We start from the raw sequence: 15,192 nt of genomic DNA, 5'->3' as shown, positions 1-15,192 counted from the left end.
CCTGGTTGCCGTGGGGTGTCTGCTGCTGTTCGATGTACGCACCGCCACAGGATGATGCGAAGTAACATGGCGACACAGATGCCCTTCTACGGCGGTATTTCGTTACAAAGACCCCATGGGCATACAGCTTGAAAACACCGTGCCGTCCGCGCCTAATGTCGTCTTCATTGCTCATGGCTCAAGAGCAGCATGCAACGATTTCAAGCCTTCAAGTACGAACTCATGCCAGACGGCCGGCAGGAGCGGCAAATGCGCCGCTTTGCCGGCTCCTGTCGCTTCGTCTTCAACAAGGCGCTGGCGTTGCAGAAGGAACGCCACGAGCAAGGCGAGAACAAGCTCGGCTATGCGGGCCTGTGCAAGTTGCTGACCGAGTGGCGCAATAGCCCGCAAACCGCATGGCTGGCCGATGCGCCTGTTCACCCATTGCAACAGAGCCTCAAGGATCTGGAGCGGGCCTACGCCAACTTTTTCGCCAAGCGAGCCGACTTTCCCCGGTTCAAGAAGAAGGGGCAGAACAACAGCTTGCGCTATCCCGACCCGAAACAGATCAAGCTCGACCAGACCAACAGCCGCCTGTTCTTGCCCAAGCTGGGCTGGCTGCGCTACCGCAACAGCCGCGAGGTGCTGGGTACTGTGAAGAACATCACCGTGAGCCAGTCGTGTGGCAAGTGGTTCGTGAGCATCCAGACCGAACGCGAGATCGATGAGCAGCCCACGGCACAGGGGGCGGCAGTTGGCATCGACATGGGCATTGCCCGGTTCGCCACGCTTTCGGATGGCTCGTTCTACGCACCATTGAACAGCTTCAAACGCCATGAAACCGCGCTGTGCAAAGCGCAGCAGGCGATGAGCCGCAAGATCAAATTCAGCCGCAACTGGAAGAAGGCGAAAGCCTGCGTCCAGCGCATTCATTCCCGAATCGGCAATGCCCGCCGCGACTACCTGCACAAGTGCTCCACCACGATCAGCCAAAACCACGCGATGGTGTGTATCGAGGACTTGCAGGTACGCAATATGTCCAGGTCGGCGGCAGGCACGGCAGAGGCACCGGGAAGAAACGTCCGTGCCAAATCTGGCCTGAACAGGGCCATCCTCGATCAGGGCTGGTTCGAGTTCCGCCGCCAACTGGACTACAAGCTGGCGTGGCGCGGCGGCTGGCTGATTGCCGTGCCGCCGCAGAATACCAGCCGCACGTGCCCGTGTTGCGGCCATGTGTCGGCGGCCAACCGCCAGACGCAAGCGCTGTTCAGGTGCGTGGGATGTGGTTTTGAAGGCAACGCCGATGTGGTCGGGGCGATCAATGTACTAAGGGCGGGACACGCCCGGTTAGCCTGTGAAGTGAGCGCAGAGGTCATGGCGCCAGCAGCAGGAACCCACCGAAGCGACTCGGGGGCGGCTCGATGCCGCGCCTGAGCGCCGTAGGAATCTCCGGCCTTCAGGCCGGGGAGGATGTCAACCTTTAAAGCAGGAAAAAATGCGCCTTAACTGATCGGCATTACCTCGTAGGACCGGCCGGGCGGCGAGCAGCTTTAGCCGGGAAGCCTTCGCGGCTAAAGCCGCTCCTACGAGCGAATCCTGCAAGCCCATTCGCCTTTACGCCCTGGCAACCGCTGCCACCCACTGACTGAGCGCCTGCAATGCCAGACCGACATCCGCCTGGGTCACTGACTCGGCCGGGTGGTGGCTGATGCCACCGGCGCAGCGCACGAACAGCATGCCCACCGGCCATTTTTCTGCCATGGCGATGGCATCGTGGCCGGCGCCGCTGGGCAGTGCCAGGCTGCGGCCCTGGACGTTGACCAGCACTTCTTGCAGCGCAGCCTGCAGCTGCGCATCGCAGTCGGTGGCCGGAATCGAGTAATAGGTCTCGGCGCTGAAGGCAATGCCGCGTTGTCTGGCAATCGCCTGGCCCTGGTGCAGAATCCGCTCCAGCAGGCCGTCCAGTGCCGCGTCCTGCGGCCCGCGCACATCCAGGGTCAGGCTCACCTCGCCAGGGATGACGTTGACCGCACCGGGGTGACATTGCAGGGTACCGACCGTGGCCACCAATTGCGGACCGGTTTGCCGGGTATGCTCCTCGATCCACACCATCCATTGCGCCGCCGCCGCCAGAGCGTCTTTGCGATGCGCCATCGGCACCGTGCCGGCATGCCCGGCGTGGCCGGTAAAGGCGCAGTTCAGACGTCTTGCGCCGTTGATTGCAGTCACCACGCCGAGCGCCAGTTGCTCACCTTCCAGGCACGGTCCCTGTTCGATATGCAGCTCCAGATAAGCGGCAATCTCTGCCTGGCGGCGCGCCGCCTGGCCGATGGCGCTGGCGTCCAGGCCGGCCTCGGTCATGGCCTGGGCGACGCTGATGCCGTTGGCATCGGGCTTGTCGACCCATTCGGCGGGCCAACTGCCGGTCAAGGCCCGGCTGCCGAGCAGGGTAATGCCAAAGCGGGTGCCTTCTTCATCGGCAAAGCCGACGATCTCGATGGCGTTCGGCAGGTGTACAGCGTGCTGGTGCAAGTGCTGAACCACCTCAATGGCCGTGATGACCCCAAGCATGCCGTCGTAGCGCCCGGCATCCCTTACGGTGTCCAGATGCGAGCCGAGCAGCACCGCTTTGGCGTCAGGCGTCTGGCCTTCATAGCGGCCGCAGATATTGCCGACGCTGTCCTGCCAGACCCGCATGCCGGCCTCGCGCATCCACTGGCCGACCAGCGCATTGGCTTGCAAATGCTCGGTCGACAGGTACACCCGGGTCAGCGATGGCGCCGACTCGCTGATCAGTGCCAATTGGTCGCAGCGCGCCATGACCCGCGCAGCGGCATCGTTGTTGATCGGCAACAGGCTCATGCTGGCTGGCCGCTGTAGTGATCCCAGGCGGCTTGCATGGCCGCGCCTTGGGTGGTGCGCACGCCCAGATGATTGAGCACCGCTTCCAGGGCGCTCAAGGTCTGCATGACGCAGTCTTTGCGGGCGTTGTAGCCCATGGTGCCGATGCGCCAGATCTTGCCGGCCAGCGGCCCGAACGAGGTGCCGATCTCGATGCCGAAGTCTTCCAGCAGCAGCTTGCGCACCTGCTCGCCATGCACGGCCTCGGGAATCACCACGCCGAGCACGTTGTTCATCTTGTGCTCAAGGTTGCCGAAGGTCGCAAGGCCCATGCCCTCAATGCCCTTGAGCAAGGCATCGCCGTGCAGTTTGTGGCGGGCGATACCGGCCTCCAGGCCCTCTTCGACGATCAACCGGGCGCATTCACGGGCGGCGAACAGCGCCGAGGTGGCCTCGGTGTGGTGGTTGAGGCGCTCTGGCCCCCAGTAATCGAGGATCATGCCCAGATCGAAATAATTGGAGTAGATCATCTCGTCGTCGCCGTCCTGATGCGCCGCCGTGCGGATGCCAGCCTCGACACATTTGCGCCGGCGAATGACCGCTTCCATGCGTTCGCTCAAGGTGATTGGCGCGGTGCCCGACGGCCCGCCCAGGCATTTCTGCAAGCCGGCGGAGACTGCATCCAGGCCCCACAGGTCGCTTTGCAGCACATTGCCGCCCAGTGAGGCGGTGGCATCGGTGTAGAACAGCACATCGTGGCGGCGGCAGATTTCGCCCAGTTGTTCCAGCGGCTGGAGCATGGTGGTCGAGGTGTCGCCCTGTACCGTCAACAACAGCCGTGGCTTGACCCGCTTGATCGCGTCTTCGATCTGCTGCGGCTCGAACACTTCACCCCATGGTGCCTCGATGGTATGCACCTCGGCCCGGCAGCGGCGGGCGATCTCGACCAGCAGGTGGCCGAAGCGGCCAAACACCGGCACCAGCACCTTGTCGCCGGGACGGATCGCCGACACCAGAATCGCTTCGATGCCAGCCCGCGAGGTGCCGTTGACCAGCAGCGTCCAGTGGTTCGCGGTGGCGAACACGCTGCGGTACAGCGCCATCACCTCGTTCATGTAGCCGGTCATGGCCGGGTCGTACTGGCCGACCAACTGGCTGGACATGGCGCGCAGCACGCGCGGGTCGGCGTTGATCGGGCCGGGGCCCATGAGCAGGCGTTGTGGCGGGTTGACCGGTGAATAGAGGGCAGTATTCATGGGGACGATCTTCTACACATTTATAAGAGGGGTTCAGTTCAGACCACGTACCGAGGAAATAAACTGTTTGAATTCAGCGGTCTGCGGGTTGGCAAACAGCTCGCGGCTGTCGCCCTGTTCCCAGACTTTGCCCTGGTGCATGAACACCACCCGGTCGCCGACCTCGCGGGCGAAGTTCATTTCGTGGGTGACCAGGATCAGGGTCATGCCTTCTTTGGCCAGTTGCTCCAGAACCTTCAATACCTCACCGACCAGTTCCGGATCGAGGGCCGAGGTGATTTCGTCGCACAGCAGTACCTTGGGCGACATGGCCAGGGCGCGGGCAATCGCCACCCGCTGTTGCTGACCACCGGAGAGGCTTGAGGGGTAGTAGTCCAGACGCTCACCCAGACCGACCTTTTCCAGCATCTGCGCGGCCAGTTCGCGGCACTCGGCTTCGCTTTTTTTCAGCACCCGGCGCGGCGCGAGCATCACGTTCTCCAGCGCCGTCATGTGCGGGAACAGGTTGAAGCTCTGAAACACCATGCCCACCGAACGGGCAATTTCCCGCGCCTGGGAGTCACGGTCGGTGACGGTCATGCCGGCCAGTTTGATGCTGCCTTGCTGATAACCCTCCAGGCCGTTAATGCAGCGCAGCAGGGTGCTTTTGCCCGAGCCGCTGCGGCCGATGATCGACACCACTTCGCCGATCTCGATGTCCAGGTCCACGCCCTTGAGCACGTGGTTGTCGCCGTAGTACTTCTGTACCTGATCAATGGTGATGAGCGGCATTGAATTTCTTCTCCAGGAACTGGCTGTAGCGCGACAGCGGGTAGCACATCAGGAAATAACCGAGCGCCACCAGGCCGAACACCTTGAACGGTTGGTAGGTGACGTTGTTGAGAATGGTGCCGGCTTTGGTCAGCTCGATAAAACCGATGATCGAGGCCAGCGCGGTGCCCTTGACCACCTGCACGGCGAAGCCGACGGTGGGCGCGATGCCGATGCGTAGCGCCTGGGGCAGCACCACCCGGTACAGGGTCTGGCCGAAGTCCAGGCCCAGGCAGCGGCAGGCTTCCCACTGGCCGCGGGGCAGGGCACGAATGCTGCCGTGCCAGATGTCGACCAGAAAGGCACTGGTGTAGAAAGTCAGGGCCAGCGAGGCGGCGGTCCAGGGTGAAACATCGATGCCCAGCAACGCGACACCGAAAAATGCCAGAAACAACTGCATCAGCAGCGGCGTGCCCTGAAACAGCTCGGTATAGCCGCGAATCAGCCAATGCAGCCAGCGCTGCCCGGACAGGCGCATCATCACCAGCACACTGGCTACCAGGGTGCCGCCGATGAACGCGGTGAGCGACAGCAGGACCGTCCAGCGCGCTGCCAACAGCAGGTTGCGCAGGATATCCCAGTCGGTAAAGGTGCCCATCATGGCTGGTCTCCAAAGCATTTGCGGCCGATTGCCAGCAACAGTTGGCGCATGGCGATCGACAGCGCCAGGTACATCAGCGCGGTCACCAGGTACACCTCAAAACTCAGGAAGGTGCGCGACTGAATCAGGCTGGCGGCGAAGGTCAGCTCTTCATGGGACACCTGTGAAACCACCGAGGAGCCGAGCATGACGATGATGCACTGGCTGACCAGCGCCGGATAAATGCGCTTGAGCGACGGTGGCAGCACCACCCGCAAGAACGTCTGCGAACGGCTCAGGCCCAGCACCCGGCCGGCTTCCCACTGGCCACGCGGGGTGACCTGGATGCCGGCGCGGATGATCTCGGTGCTGTAGGCGCCCAGGTTGATCAGCATCGCCAGCAGCGCGGCTTCGCCGGCAGTCAGCTTCAGGCCCAGCGCCGGCAGGCCGAAGACAATGAAGAACAACTGCACCACAAACGGCGTGTTGCGGATCAGTTCGACGTAGCAGCCCCACAGGCGGCTGGCCAGCCCCGGCCGGCCACTGCGCAGCGCCGCACCGAGAATCCCCAGGCTGACCCCGCCCACGGTGGCCAGCACCGTGAGCTGGATGGTCACCCACAAGCCGGCCAGCAGTTCCGGCCAGTAGGGCAGCAGGGCAGAGAAATTAAGCTGTGCAATCATCACCAGGCCCTTACGCGCCCAGATTGGCAGGCAGTGGTGCCTTGAGCCACTCTTCGGACAGCTTGTTCAGCGTGCCGTCGGCGTGGGCCTGTTCGATCAGGGCGTTGACCTTGTCCTTGAGCGCGGTTTCGTTCTTGCGCAGGCCGATGAAGCACGGCGAATCCTTGAGCATGAACTTGGCCACCGGGGCTTTGTCGGCGTTCTGCCGGGTAATCGCCGCGACCACCAGGTTGCCGGTGGCCACGTACTGCACCTGGCCAGACAGGTAAGCCGACAGCGTGGTGTTGTTGTCTTCATAACGCTTGACCTGCGCGCCGGCCGGTGCCACTTCGGTCAGCACCATGTCCTCCACCGCACCACGGGTCACCCCGATCGACTGCCCGGACAACTCGGCCGCACCCTGCAGCGTGCTGTCCTTGGCACCAAATACACCGAGGAAAAACGGCGCATAGGCCTTGCTGAAATCAATCACCTGTTCACGCTCGGCATTCTTGCCCAGGCTGGAGATCACCAGGTCGACCTTGTCGGTTTGCAGGTAAGGAACGCGGTTGGCGCTGGTGACCGGGACGAGCTGCAACTTTAGTTTCATTTGCTTGGCCACGTACTTGGCCATGTCAATGTCATAACCCTGCGGCTGCAAATCGGTGCCGACCGAACCGAATGGCGGAAAATCCTGCGGTACGGCGATGCGAATCACGCCGCGCTTCTCGATGTCCTGCAACTGATCCGCCAGCACACCCGCCGCCTGAGACAGCAGCGCCGCACCCGCCAGAATCGCGATCAACGTCTTTTTCATACTCGGCACCCCATCCGCTTCGGTTGTGAAACAAAAGATTCGTTATTTTTGTTTTTGCAACGTGTGTGCCAGTTTGTTTCATGACCGAAACTTTTTCCCTGTCGCTGGACATGTAAGGCATTAGCTTGAGTTTCGGGGGTGACGATAGGCGGGCAGCCGAGTCGATGGTATAAAAAAAGGCGCTAAAAAAGCGCCTTGCAGATCTTTTTTGCCCTTTTAAGGTGCGTCAGCGTTGTTCCAGCTCATCCAGCTCGCCGTACAGCGCGGCGATCTGGTGAATGCGCTGGCGGCCTTCGCTCAGCTGTTCGTGCAGCACGGCATTGACCAGCAGGTTGATCAGGCTGTTGGCCCCGGCGTAGCTATCGAACGCTGAAACGCTGTCCAGTGGCGTGCACAGATGCCAGCGCCCCAGTTCAATCACTGCTTGAGCCTGGGGCTCGCAAATCACCAGGGTCGGCACCTGCTGCGCCTGCAATGCCAGCAACAGCGGACGAATGATCCGTGGCCGCCGACGGAAAGCTAGCACCACCACCAGATCGTCGGCCGCAACATCGACCAGTTCCTCGGCCAGGGTCTGGCCGGTCTGCGGCAGTATCTGCACCCCGGGACGAATCTGCAGCAGTTGCTGGCGCAGGTGCAGGGCGGCCGGATAAGCATTGCGCAGACCGACGATCAATACCCGTCGGCAACTGCCCAGCGCGTGCACCACCTCGGTGAAGGTTGGCCCGTCAATCGCATTGACCCACTGGGTCAGGTTGGCCATTTCCTGCTTGTAGTGCCGCGCCAGCAAGGTATTGCCCTGCACCACGTCGCGGTTGTCGGTCACCGGCATGCCGGTCTGCCGCAAGGTGCGCTGTTCGTCGCGCATGTCCTTGTACTTGTCGTAGCCCAGGCGCTTGAACAGACGGCTGACGGTGGCCTTCGACACCCCGGTCAGCCGCGCCAGCTCGGCGCTGTTGTAGCTGACCAGGTCGTCGTAATGGTCGAGCATGAAATCAGCGAGACGTTGCTCTTGAGGGGTGAGGTGCGAGTACTGGCTGCGCAGGCGTTCGTCTAACTGATTCACGGGAATCCCTTGTAACTTTCGTTTCATTGAGCCAATGATATAGCAATCACGCAGGCACCGGAATGTTCCGGCTTCGATGTTCAGAGGAGTTCACCATGACACAGGTCCCGCCCGACTGGGCAGCCTACATTGCGCAGATGGAACAGGTCCTGGGCCTGGAACTGGACGACGCCCGACGTCAGGAACTGCTGTTGCAGTTCAGCCGCATCGCAGCCATGGCCGCGCCACTGATGGATTACCCGCTGGATGACCGGCTGGAAGTGGCGGGAGTCTACAAGGCATGAATCTCGACACGCTGAGCATCAGCCAATTGAAGTCGGCACTGGCCGCCGGAGAGTTCAGCGCCGCTGAAATCGCCGAGCACAGCCTGGGCGCAATCGAACAGCGCAATCGGGCAATCAACGCCTGGACCCGGATCACTCACCAGCGCATGTGCGAAGAGGCCCAGGCCCTCGATCGGCGTCGCCAGCAGGGTGAGGCCTTGCCCGCGTTGGCGGCTGTGCCCTATGCGGTGAAGAACCTGTTCGATGTGGCGGGTTTCCCGACCCTGGCCGGCGCACAGATTTTCAAGGACCGCGCGCCTGCGGCCCAGGATGCCTGGGCAGTGCGGCAACTGGCCGGCAGCGGCGCGCTGTTGTCGGGCATGCTCAACATGGACGCCTATGCCTATGGCTTTACGACCGAAAACAGCCATTTTGGTGCCACCTGCAACCCCCATGACCTGACCCGTATTGCTGGCGGCTCATCGGGCGGCTCGGCGGCAGCGGTTGCGGCCGGGCTGGTGCATTTTTCGTTGGGTAGCGATACCAATGGCTCGATCCGTGTACCGGCTTCGCTGTGCGGCGTGTTTGGCATGAAGCCGACCTTTGGCCGGCTGTCACGCAGCGGTACTCACCCGTTTGTCGGCAGCCTCGATCACATTGGCCCGCTGGCGCGGCGGGTCAGCGACCTGACCGAAGTCTATGACGCCTTGCTGGGTCATGACCCGGCGGACGGCTTTCAGGCGGCGCAGGATCTGCAACCGGTCATGCCCCGATTGGAGCAGGACAGCGACGGTTTGCGTTGCGCCGTACTGGGCGGTTATTTCCAGCAATGGTGCGATGATTCGGCACGTGATGCCGTGGCGCGCGTCGCCAAGGGGTTGAACGCGCAACAGCAAATCACGCTGGCTGAAGCCGAACTGGCGCGCACCGCTGCCTTCATCATCAGCGCCTCAGAGGGCGGCAACAGTTACCTGCCAACCCTGCGCCGTGTGCCTGACGCCTTCGAGCCGCTGTCTCGTGAACGGCTGCTGGCCGGGGCGATGATTCCGGCTGCCTGGTATGTGCAGGCGCAGCGCTTTCGTCGGCATTTCCAGCAGCAGGTGTTGCCGCTGTTCGCCGGCGTCGATGTGCTGATTGCACCGGCCACGCCGACCAGCGCCACGACCATTGGCCAGCAGACCATGCGTATCAATGGCACTGATCTGCCGATTCGCGCCAGCATGGGCATGCTCGCCCAGCCGATCTCTTTCCTTGGCCTGCCGGTGGTCAGCGTGCCGCTGCGCGCCGCCAATGGGTTGCCGATCGGCGTTCAGCTGATCGCCGCGCCGTTCAACGAACAGGCCTGCCTGCGTGCTGCGCGTCGGCTGGAGCAGTTGGGCATCACTGAGGCCGCTGTGCCGGGAGCCGTGCAATGAACCCGCAATCGATTGATCGCCCTGAGGTGCTGGCCGAGGTACGCGCTGCGTTTGAGCGCTACGAGCAGGCGCTGGTCAGCAATGACACTCAGGTGCTCGATGAGCTGTTTTGGCATGACCCGCGCACCGTACGGCTTGGCGCCGGGGAGAACCTGTATGGCATCGAAGCGATCCGCGCCTTTCGTGCGGCGCGCCCGTCGGCCGGGCTGCAACGCACCCTGCGCAATACGGTGATCAGCTGCTATGGCGAGGATTTTGCTGTGTGCAGTACCGAGTTCACCCGCGACGGCAGCGAGCGCATCGGTCGCCAGCAGCAGAGCTGGGTACGCCTGGACGGGCAGTGGCGGATCGTCGCTGCGCACGTCAGCCTGATGTCGTAAACCTGCTTGGTCGTACGTTTCTTTGGTCGCAAGCTTCTTTGGTAGAAATCATGCTCAACACCACACTGGCCGCCCGGGGCATTGCCGTGGCACCTCATAGCCTGGCCGCGCAATCGGCGCTGGCCATTCTGCGTAGCGGCGGCAACGCCATCGAAGCGATGGTGGCCGCTGCCGCCACCATCGCGGTGGTGTACCCGCACATGAACGGCCTTGGCGGCGATGGCTTCTGGCTCATCGTGCCGAAACACGGCGAACCGCTGGCCATCGATGCCAGCGGCCCGGCCGGCAGCCTGGCGACCCTGGAGCGCTACCGTGGCCAAGCGAGTATCCCGCTGCGTGGCGCCGCTGCCGCATTGACCGTCGCCGGGACGGTCGGCGGCTGGCAGGAGGCGTTGGCGGTCAGTGCCGGGCTGGGCGGCAGCACGCCGCTGCCGGCGCTGCTGGCCGATGCCATCCATTACGCCAGTGCCGGTATCCCGGTGACCCGTTCGCAGCATGCCGCCACCGCCGCCAAGCTTGCGCAACTGCAGGATATTCCGGGGTTCGCCGACACCTACCTGTGCCACAGCGAAGGCCGCTACCGGGTCCCGGAGGCGGGCAGTCTGTTTCGCCAGCCACGCCTGGCGCAAACCCTGCAACGCTTGAGTGATTGCGGCCTGGATGATTTTTATCGTGGCAGCCTGGGCGACAGCATCGCCGCCGACCTGCAACAGCTCGGTGCGCCGGTCACCCGTGCTGATCTGGCGGCCTATCGGGCCAAACGGGTCAAGCCGCTGGCCCTGGAGCATGGCAGCGGCACGGTGTACAACCTGCCGCCACCGACCCAGGGCGTGGTGTCGCAGCTGATTCTGGGGATTGCTGAACAGGCCGGCTTGGCAGACACCGCCGTCGACTCGGCGGCTTACGTGCACACGTTGGTCGAGGCCACCAAACTGGCCTTCAAGGTGCGCGATGCCTATATCACTGACCCGGCGCACATGAAGGTCGATCCCCAGGCATTTCTGGCCCCCGACTTTCTTCGTGAGCAAGCCGCGCTGATTGACCCCCGGCAGGCGCAGCGTTGGGGCGAAGACAAGGGGCCGGGTGATACGGTGTGGATGGGCGTGATCGACAGCGATGGTCTGGCGGTGTCGTTTATCCAGAGCATCTACCACGAGTTCGGCAGCGGCGTGGTGCTCAGCGACAGCGGGCTGGTCTGGCAGAACCGCGGCGCTTCGTTCAGTCTTGACCCTGAGCATTTGCTGGCGCTGCAACCGGGCAAGCAGCCGTTCCACACCCTCAACCCGGCCGCCGCCCGGCTGCATGATGGTCGCAGCATGGTGTACGGCACCATGGGCGGTGATGGCCAGCCGCAGACCCAGGCTGCCGTCTTCACTCGTTATGCCGTGTTCAATCAGCCATTGCAGCAGGCCGTCAGCGCCCCGCGCTGGCTGCTGGGGCGCACCTGGGGCGACAGCAGCGTGTCGCTCAAGCTGGAATCACGCTTCGACCCGCAACGGGTTGAGCAACTGGCCGCTCTGGGCCATGACGTCGAAGTGCTGGAGGCGTTCAGTGAGACCATGGGCCACGCCGGGGCTGCGGTGCAGTTGCCCAACGGCACGTTCGAAGGGGCCTATGACCCGCGCGGTAACGGCGCAGCCGCCGGGTTCTGAACCGGCGGCTGATCATCAGGCCGTCTGGCCAGACGCCCGGCGTGCGGCGTGGGCGTCCTTGAGAAACACCAGCAAGGCCAGCAGCGGCAAGGCGGTGCCGACCAGGATGATCGCGTGCCAGCCGCCCCGATCGAACAACAGGCTGGCCACCGCCGAGCCGACTGCGCCGCCGATGAAGATGCTGGTCATGTACAGCGCATTCAGGCGCCCACGGCTGGCGGCATCCAGTGCGTACACGGCGCGCTGGCCAAGCACCATGTTCACCTGGACGCAGAAGTCCAGTACCACCCCGGTCAGCGCCAGGCCAATGACCCCGGCACCGGCATCGCTCAGCCCCGGCAGGAAACAGATTGCCGCCAGCAGCAAGGCAAACAGGCTTGCCGGGCGGGTGTATCCGGCATCGGCCAGGCGTCCGCTGATCGGCGCCGCAATGGCTCCGATCGCCCCGGCCAGGGCAAACAGGGCGATCTGGCTTTGCGACAGCCCATGATTGCGCGCCAGTTCCAGCGGTACGGCGGTCCAGAACAGGCTGAAGGTGGCGAACATGCAGGCTTGATAAAACGCCCGCTGGCGCAGTACCGGTTGTTCACGCAACAGGCTCCACAACGAGCCCAGCAGTTGTCCGTAAGAGGCGCGATGTGCCGGGACCCGCTTGGGCATGGTGGTCGCCAGCACCACACAGATCAGCAGCATGATCAGCGCCGCCATGGCAAACACCGCGCGCCAGCCGAAGTGGTCAGCGATCAGGCTCGACAACGGCCGGGCCAGCAGAATACCCAGCAGCAAGCCGCCCATGATCCCGCCGACCACCCGGCCACGGGATTCTTCCGGGGCCAGGTGCGCCGCCAGCGGAATCAGGATTTGCACCGACACCGAACTGAAACCGATCAACAGCGACAGCAGCAGGAACAGGTTGGGCTGCTCCACCACGGCCGCGCCGATCAGGCTCAGCACCGCCAGTACGGCGGTGGCGATCATGAGTCGGCGGTTTTCCAGCAGGTCACCCAGTGGCACCAGAAACAACAGGCCCAGGGCATAGCCGATCTGGGTCAGCGATACGATCAGGCTGGCCAGGGTTTCTGAAAGCCCGAGGTCCGGGGCAATCAGGCCGATGATCGGCTGGGCATAGTAGATATTGGCGACGATGGCGCCACAGCAGAAAGCGAACAGCAGCACCAGAGCGCGGGTCATGGCAACAGGCGTGGCGGGAAGGCTCATAAAGGCTCGCAGGCAGGCTTGAGGAAGATAGCCAGCAGGTTAAAGGCATTCACCGACAGCCAGAACCCACACTGAATTGATACTGAATATTTCTGTCACTGATGATGCGCCGCTCAGGCCGCTGAAGTGTCGGCGGCACAATCGAGCGTCAGCCGTGCGCCGCCATAGCGGCTGCTGTCGATGCGCAAAGTAAAGCCATGCAGCTCGACAATCGCGGCCACCAGCGACAGTCCCAGGCCGAAGCCTTGCGGGTTGTCGTGTTCGCTGCGATGAAAGCGCTGGAACACCGCCTGACGCTCGGCTTCGGGAATGCCGGGGCCGGAGTCTTGCACCTCAATACGCAACTGGCCTTGCCAGGCGCTGGCCTGCAGCAGCACCGTACCGCCGGCGGGGGTGAACTTGATCGCGTTGTCGAGCAGGTTGGCCAGCGCCTCGAACAGCAGGGCGCGGTCGCCAGTGATGCTCGGCACCGGGCTGTCGACGTCCAGCAGCAAGGTGATGTCGCCTTCCTCGGCCAGCGGCAGATAAAAGTCGTGCAACTCCTGCAGCAAGGCGTGCGGGTCGAGTTCCAGAAAGCCCGAGCGGCGGCGCTGGTCCTGCAGTTCGGAAATGCGCAACAGCCCGCGAAAGCGCGCCATCAGGCCATCGGCTTCGGCGATCACCTGGGCAATTTCCGGGCTGTGCGGCGAGTCCGGGGCTTGCTGCTGGATGCGGTACAGGCGGGCGCGCAGGCGGGTCAACGGGGTGCGCAAGTCATGGGCAATGTTGTCGCATACGCCCTTGACCTCGTTCATCAGCCGCTCGATCTGGCCGAGCATGTCATTGACGATCAACGCCAGCATGTCCAGCTCGTCACGGCGCACCGAAACCGGCAGGCGCTTGCTCATGTCGCCACTGACAATCGCCTCGGCACTGGCACGCAAGGCATGGATGCGCCGCAGAGGCCGGCGGCGCAACAAGTACCAGCCGGCCACGCCGGGAATGATGGTCAGCGACATGCCCCATAGCAGCGCATGCAGAATCAGGTTGGAGACGGCGAACAGCGAGCCATTGTCGCGCACGATGATCAGCCAGTTGCCAGCGCGGGTGCGAGTCGCTACCGCGGCGCAACTGCTGCGCGGCAGGTTCGGGTCGGTGGAGACGATGCAACTGCCCAGTTCATGAATCTGGCCGTCCAGCGGCAGGTTGCCGGGGATCTGCCGGATCGGCCCGAACAGCGGGCGCAGACGGGCGTCGAACAGGCCGAAGGCATCCACGGCGGGTTTGTCGAAGGCCATGCTCGCCACCAGCGCTTCGACCAGGTCCTGGCCTTCGAAGCGGGCGAACAGCTGCTGGCGCTGCATCAGTGAGTGGCGGGCCATCTGGTCCAGATAACCTTTGACCTCCCAATACAGGACCCCCAGCAAGATGCTGCCCCAGGCCACGAACAGGGTGCTGTAGAGCGCCAGCAGACGGCTGCTGGAGGAACGCCAGCCCTTAGGCAGGTTCGCTAATGACATACCCCGTGCCCCTTACGGTACGGATCAGCGGCGCACTGCCCGGTGGGTCGATTTTCTTGCGCAGGCGGCCAATATGGACGTCGATCAGGTTGGTGCCAGGGTCGAAGTGATAGCCCCAGACCTCCTGGAAGATCATCATCCGGGTGATGACCTGGCCATGGTTGCGCATCAGAAATTCCAGCAGCTTGTACTCGGTGGGCAGCAGGGTCAGGGTCCGCTCGCCACGGCGCGCCTCGCGGGTCATCAGGTCCAGTTCCAGGTCACCGACCAGCAACTGGCTTTTCTGCTCGCTGGCCGGGCTGTTACGGCGCAGCAGCACCTCGACCCGGGCGGCCATCTCGTCGGAGGCAAAGGGCTTGGACAGATAGTCGTCGCCCCCGGCGCGCAGGCCACGAACCCGCTCATCGACGTCTGACAGCGCGCTGATCATCAGGATCGGCGTGCTGATGCCCTGGGCGCGCAGGCGGGTGACGATGGTCAGCCCGTCGACCTGCGGCAACATGCGGTCCAGGGTAATCAGGTCGTAATCGCCACTGACGGCCTTGTCCAGACCGTCACGCCCGTTGTCTACCCAGTCCACATCCAGCCCGTGACTGCTGAGTTCCGCGACGATCTCCCTTGCGGTGACGGCGTCATCTTCGATTGCCAGGATTCGGGTCATCTTGCCTGCCTGCGGTGTGGGACAAAATCGTATCTTGCCTGTTGGAACCTGAAAATTTCCTGAAAGAAAGATTCATGTTCGCATTTGCCCGGC

The 15,192-nt window shown here is 63.3% G+C and carries 15 protein-coding genes; 5 read left to right on the top strand and 10 right to left on the bottom strand.

What is annotated here, in order from left to right; translation table 11 throughout:
- Positions 1 to 189 precede the first annotated feature (189 nt).
- Positions 190 to 1,413, top strand: coding sequence for an RNA-guided endonuclease InsQ/TnpB family protein (locus tag PSCI_RS26385; protein WP_045492777.1), 1,224 nt, complete (start codon positions 190 to 192; stop codon positions 1,411 to 1,413).
- A 180-nt stretch (positions 1,414 to 1,593) separates the two neighbouring features.
- On the opposite strand, the gene hpxK is transcribed toward PSCI_RS26385, so the two are convergent.
- The 7 genes from hpxK to PSCI_RS26350 all read right to left on the bottom strand — a co-directional run bounded on the left by hpxK (position 1,594) and on the right by PSCI_RS26350 (position 8,011).
- Entirely contained in the window at positions 1,594 to 2,841 is a 1,248-nt protein-coding gene (gene hpxK / locus PSCI_RS26380) for an allantoate amidohydrolase (RefSeq protein ID WP_045492774.1), read from the bottom strand.
- Positions 2,838 to 4,076 (bottom strand): pyridoxal-phosphate-dependent aminotransferase family protein, encoded by a 1,239-nt coding sequence (locus PSCI_RS26375; RefSeq protein ID WP_045492772.1) that lies wholly within the window; start codon positions 4,074 to 4,076, stop codon positions 2,838 to 2,840. Before PSCI_RS26375 ends, hpxK begins: the two co-directional genes overlap by 4 nt.
- A 33-nt stretch (positions 4,077 to 4,109) precedes the next feature.
- Complete coding sequence (locus PSCI_RS26370; RefSeq protein WP_045492769.1) at positions 4,110 to 4,847, bottom strand: amino acid ABC transporter ATP-binding protein; 738 nt, start codon at positions 4,845 to 4,847, stop codon at positions 4,110 to 4,112.
- A complete protein-coding gene (locus PSCI_RS26365; protein ID WP_045495024.1) occupies positions 4,828 to 5,484 on the bottom strand; it encodes an amino acid ABC transporter permease in 657 nt (218 codons plus the stop codon). Before PSCI_RS26365 ends, PSCI_RS26370 begins: the two co-directional genes overlap by 20 nt.
- Positions 5,484 to 6,149 (bottom strand): amino acid ABC transporter permease, encoded by a 666-nt coding sequence (locus PSCI_RS26360; protein ID WP_045492766.1) that lies wholly within the window; start codon positions 6,147 to 6,149, stop codon positions 5,484 to 5,486. Before PSCI_RS26360 ends, PSCI_RS26365 begins: the two co-directional genes overlap by 1 nt.
- A gap of 10 nt (positions 6,150 to 6,159) precedes the next feature.
- On the bottom strand, positions 6,160 to 6,954 hold the full coding sequence (locus tag PSCI_RS26355; protein WP_373568417.1) for a transporter substrate-binding domain-containing protein: 795 nt from the start codon (positions 6,952 to 6,954) through the stop codon (positions 6,160 to 6,162).
- Positions 6,955 to 7,171: 217 nt separating this feature from the next.
- The gene (locus PSCI_RS26350; protein WP_045492760.1) at positions 7,172 to 8,011 is read right to left on the bottom strand and encodes a MurR/RpiR family transcriptional regulator; all 840 of its coding nucleotides are present in this window, start codon (positions 8,009 to 8,011) and stop codon (positions 7,172 to 7,174) included.
- Between the two features lie 95 nt (positions 8,012 to 8,106).
- Between PSCI_RS26350 and hpxX the strand changes: the two genes are divergently transcribed.
- Genes hpxX through PSCI_RS26330 form a run of 4 tightly spaced genes read left to right on the top strand, consistent with a single transcriptional unit; the run spans position 8,107 to position 11,721 of the window.
- Positions 8,107 to 8,295, top strand: a complete 189-nt coding sequence (gene hpxX / locus PSCI_RS26345) for an oxalurate catabolism protein HpxX (RefSeq protein ID WP_045492757.1) — start codon at positions 8,107 to 8,109, stop codon at positions 8,293 to 8,295.
- Positions 8,292 to 9,689, top strand: a complete 1,398-nt coding sequence (locus PSCI_RS26340; RefSeq protein WP_045492754.1) for an AtzE family amidohydrolase — start codon at positions 8,292 to 8,294, stop codon at positions 9,687 to 9,689. Before hpxX ends, PSCI_RS26340 begins: the two co-directional genes overlap by 4 nt.
- Positions 9,686 to 10,069 (top strand): oxalurate catabolism protein HpxZ, encoded by a 384-nt coding sequence (gene hpxZ, locus PSCI_RS26335; protein WP_045492751.1) that lies wholly within the window; start codon positions 9,686 to 9,688, stop codon positions 10,067 to 10,069. Before PSCI_RS26340 ends, hpxZ begins: the two co-directional genes overlap by 4 nt.
- Positions 10,070 to 10,119: 50 nt before the next feature.
- The gene (locus tag PSCI_RS26330; RefSeq protein WP_045492748.1) at positions 10,120 to 11,721 is read left to right on the top strand and encodes a gamma-glutamyltransferase family protein; all 1,602 of its coding nucleotides are present in this window, start codon (positions 10,120 to 10,122) and stop codon (positions 11,719 to 11,721) included.
- Positions 11,722 to 11,736: 15 nt separating this feature from the next.
- Here the strand turns inward: PSCI_RS26330 and PSCI_RS26325 are convergent, their stop codons facing one another.
- The 3 genes from PSCI_RS26325 to PSCI_RS26315 all read right to left on the bottom strand — a co-directional run bounded on the left by PSCI_RS26325 (position 11,737) and on the right by PSCI_RS26315 (position 15,099).
- Positions 11,737 to 12,939, bottom strand: a complete 1,203-nt coding sequence (locus PSCI_RS26325; RefSeq protein ID WP_045492746.1) for an MFS transporter — start codon at positions 12,937 to 12,939, stop codon at positions 11,737 to 11,739.
- 113 nt (positions 12,940 to 13,052) lie between these two features.
- Positions 13,053 to 14,438 carry a sensor histidine kinase gene (locus tag PSCI_RS26320; protein ID WP_045492743.1) on the bottom strand — a complete coding sequence of 462 codons (1,386 nt, stop codon included), beginning with the start codon at positions 14,436 to 14,438 and terminating at the stop codon, positions 13,053 to 13,055.
- Complete coding sequence (locus PSCI_RS26315; protein WP_045492740.1) at positions 14,416 to 15,099, bottom strand: response regulator transcription factor; 684 nt, start codon at positions 15,097 to 15,099, stop codon at positions 14,416 to 14,418. The genes PSCI_RS26320 and PSCI_RS26315 overlap by 23 nt, the downstream gene beginning before the upstream one ends.
- Positions 15,100 to 15,192: the final 93 nt, after the last annotated feature.

The organism is Pseudomonas sp. StFLB209 (genome assembly GCF_000829415.1).
Lineage (GTDB): Bacteria > Pseudomonadota > Gammaproteobacteria > Pseudomonadales > Pseudomonadaceae > Aquipseudomonas.
This window is presented reverse-complemented; position numbering and strand designations above follow the sequence as displayed.

Coding starts and splice junctions, on each gene's coding strand:
- PSCI_RS26330 (WP_045492748.1), top strand. CDS start 10,120: ATGCTCAACACCACACTGGCCGCCCGGGGCATTGCCGTGGCACCTCAT.
- PSCI_RS26365 (WP_045495024.1), bottom strand. CDS start 5,484: ATGGGCACCTTTACCGACTGGGATATCCTGCGCAACCTGCTGTTGGCA.
- PSCI_RS26385 (WP_045492777.1), top strand. CDS start 190: ATGCAACGATTTCAAGCCTTCAAGTACGAACTCATGCCAGACGGCCGG.
- hpxZ (WP_045492751.1), top strand. CDS start 9,686: ATGAACCCGCAATCGATTGATCGCCCTGAGGTGCTGGCCGAGGTACGC.
- PSCI_RS26370 (WP_045492769.1), bottom strand. CDS start 4,847: ATGCCGCTCATCACCATTGATCAGGTACAGAAGTACTACGGCGACAAC.
- PSCI_RS26375 (WP_045492772.1), bottom strand. CDS start 4,076: ATGAATACTGCCCTCTATTCACCGGTCAACCCGCCACAACGCCTGCTC.
- PSCI_RS26315 (WP_045492740.1), bottom strand. CDS start 15,099: ATGACCCGAATCCTGGCAATCGAAGATGACGCCGTCACCGCAAGGGAG.
- PSCI_RS26325 (WP_045492746.1), bottom strand. CDS start 12,939: ATGAGCCTTCCCGCCACGCCTGTTGCCATGACCCGCGCTCTGGTGCTG.
- PSCI_RS26360 (WP_045492766.1), bottom strand. CDS start 6,149: ATGATTGCACAGCTTAATTTCTCTGCCCTGCTGCCCTACTGGCCGGAA.
- hpxX (WP_045492757.1), top strand. CDS start 8,107: ATGACACAGGTCCCGCCCGACTGGGCAGCCTACATTGCGCAGATGGAA.
- PSCI_RS26320 (WP_045492743.1), bottom strand. CDS start 14,438: ATGTCATTAGCGAACCTGCCTAAGGGCTGGCGTTCCTCCAGCAGCCGT.
- hpxK (WP_045492774.1), bottom strand. CDS start 2,841: ATGAGCCTGTTGCCGATCAACAACGATGCCGCTGCGCGGGTCATGGCG.
- PSCI_RS26340 (WP_045492754.1), top strand. CDS start 8,292: ATGAATCTCGACACGCTGAGCATCAGCCAATTGAAGTCGGCACTGGCC.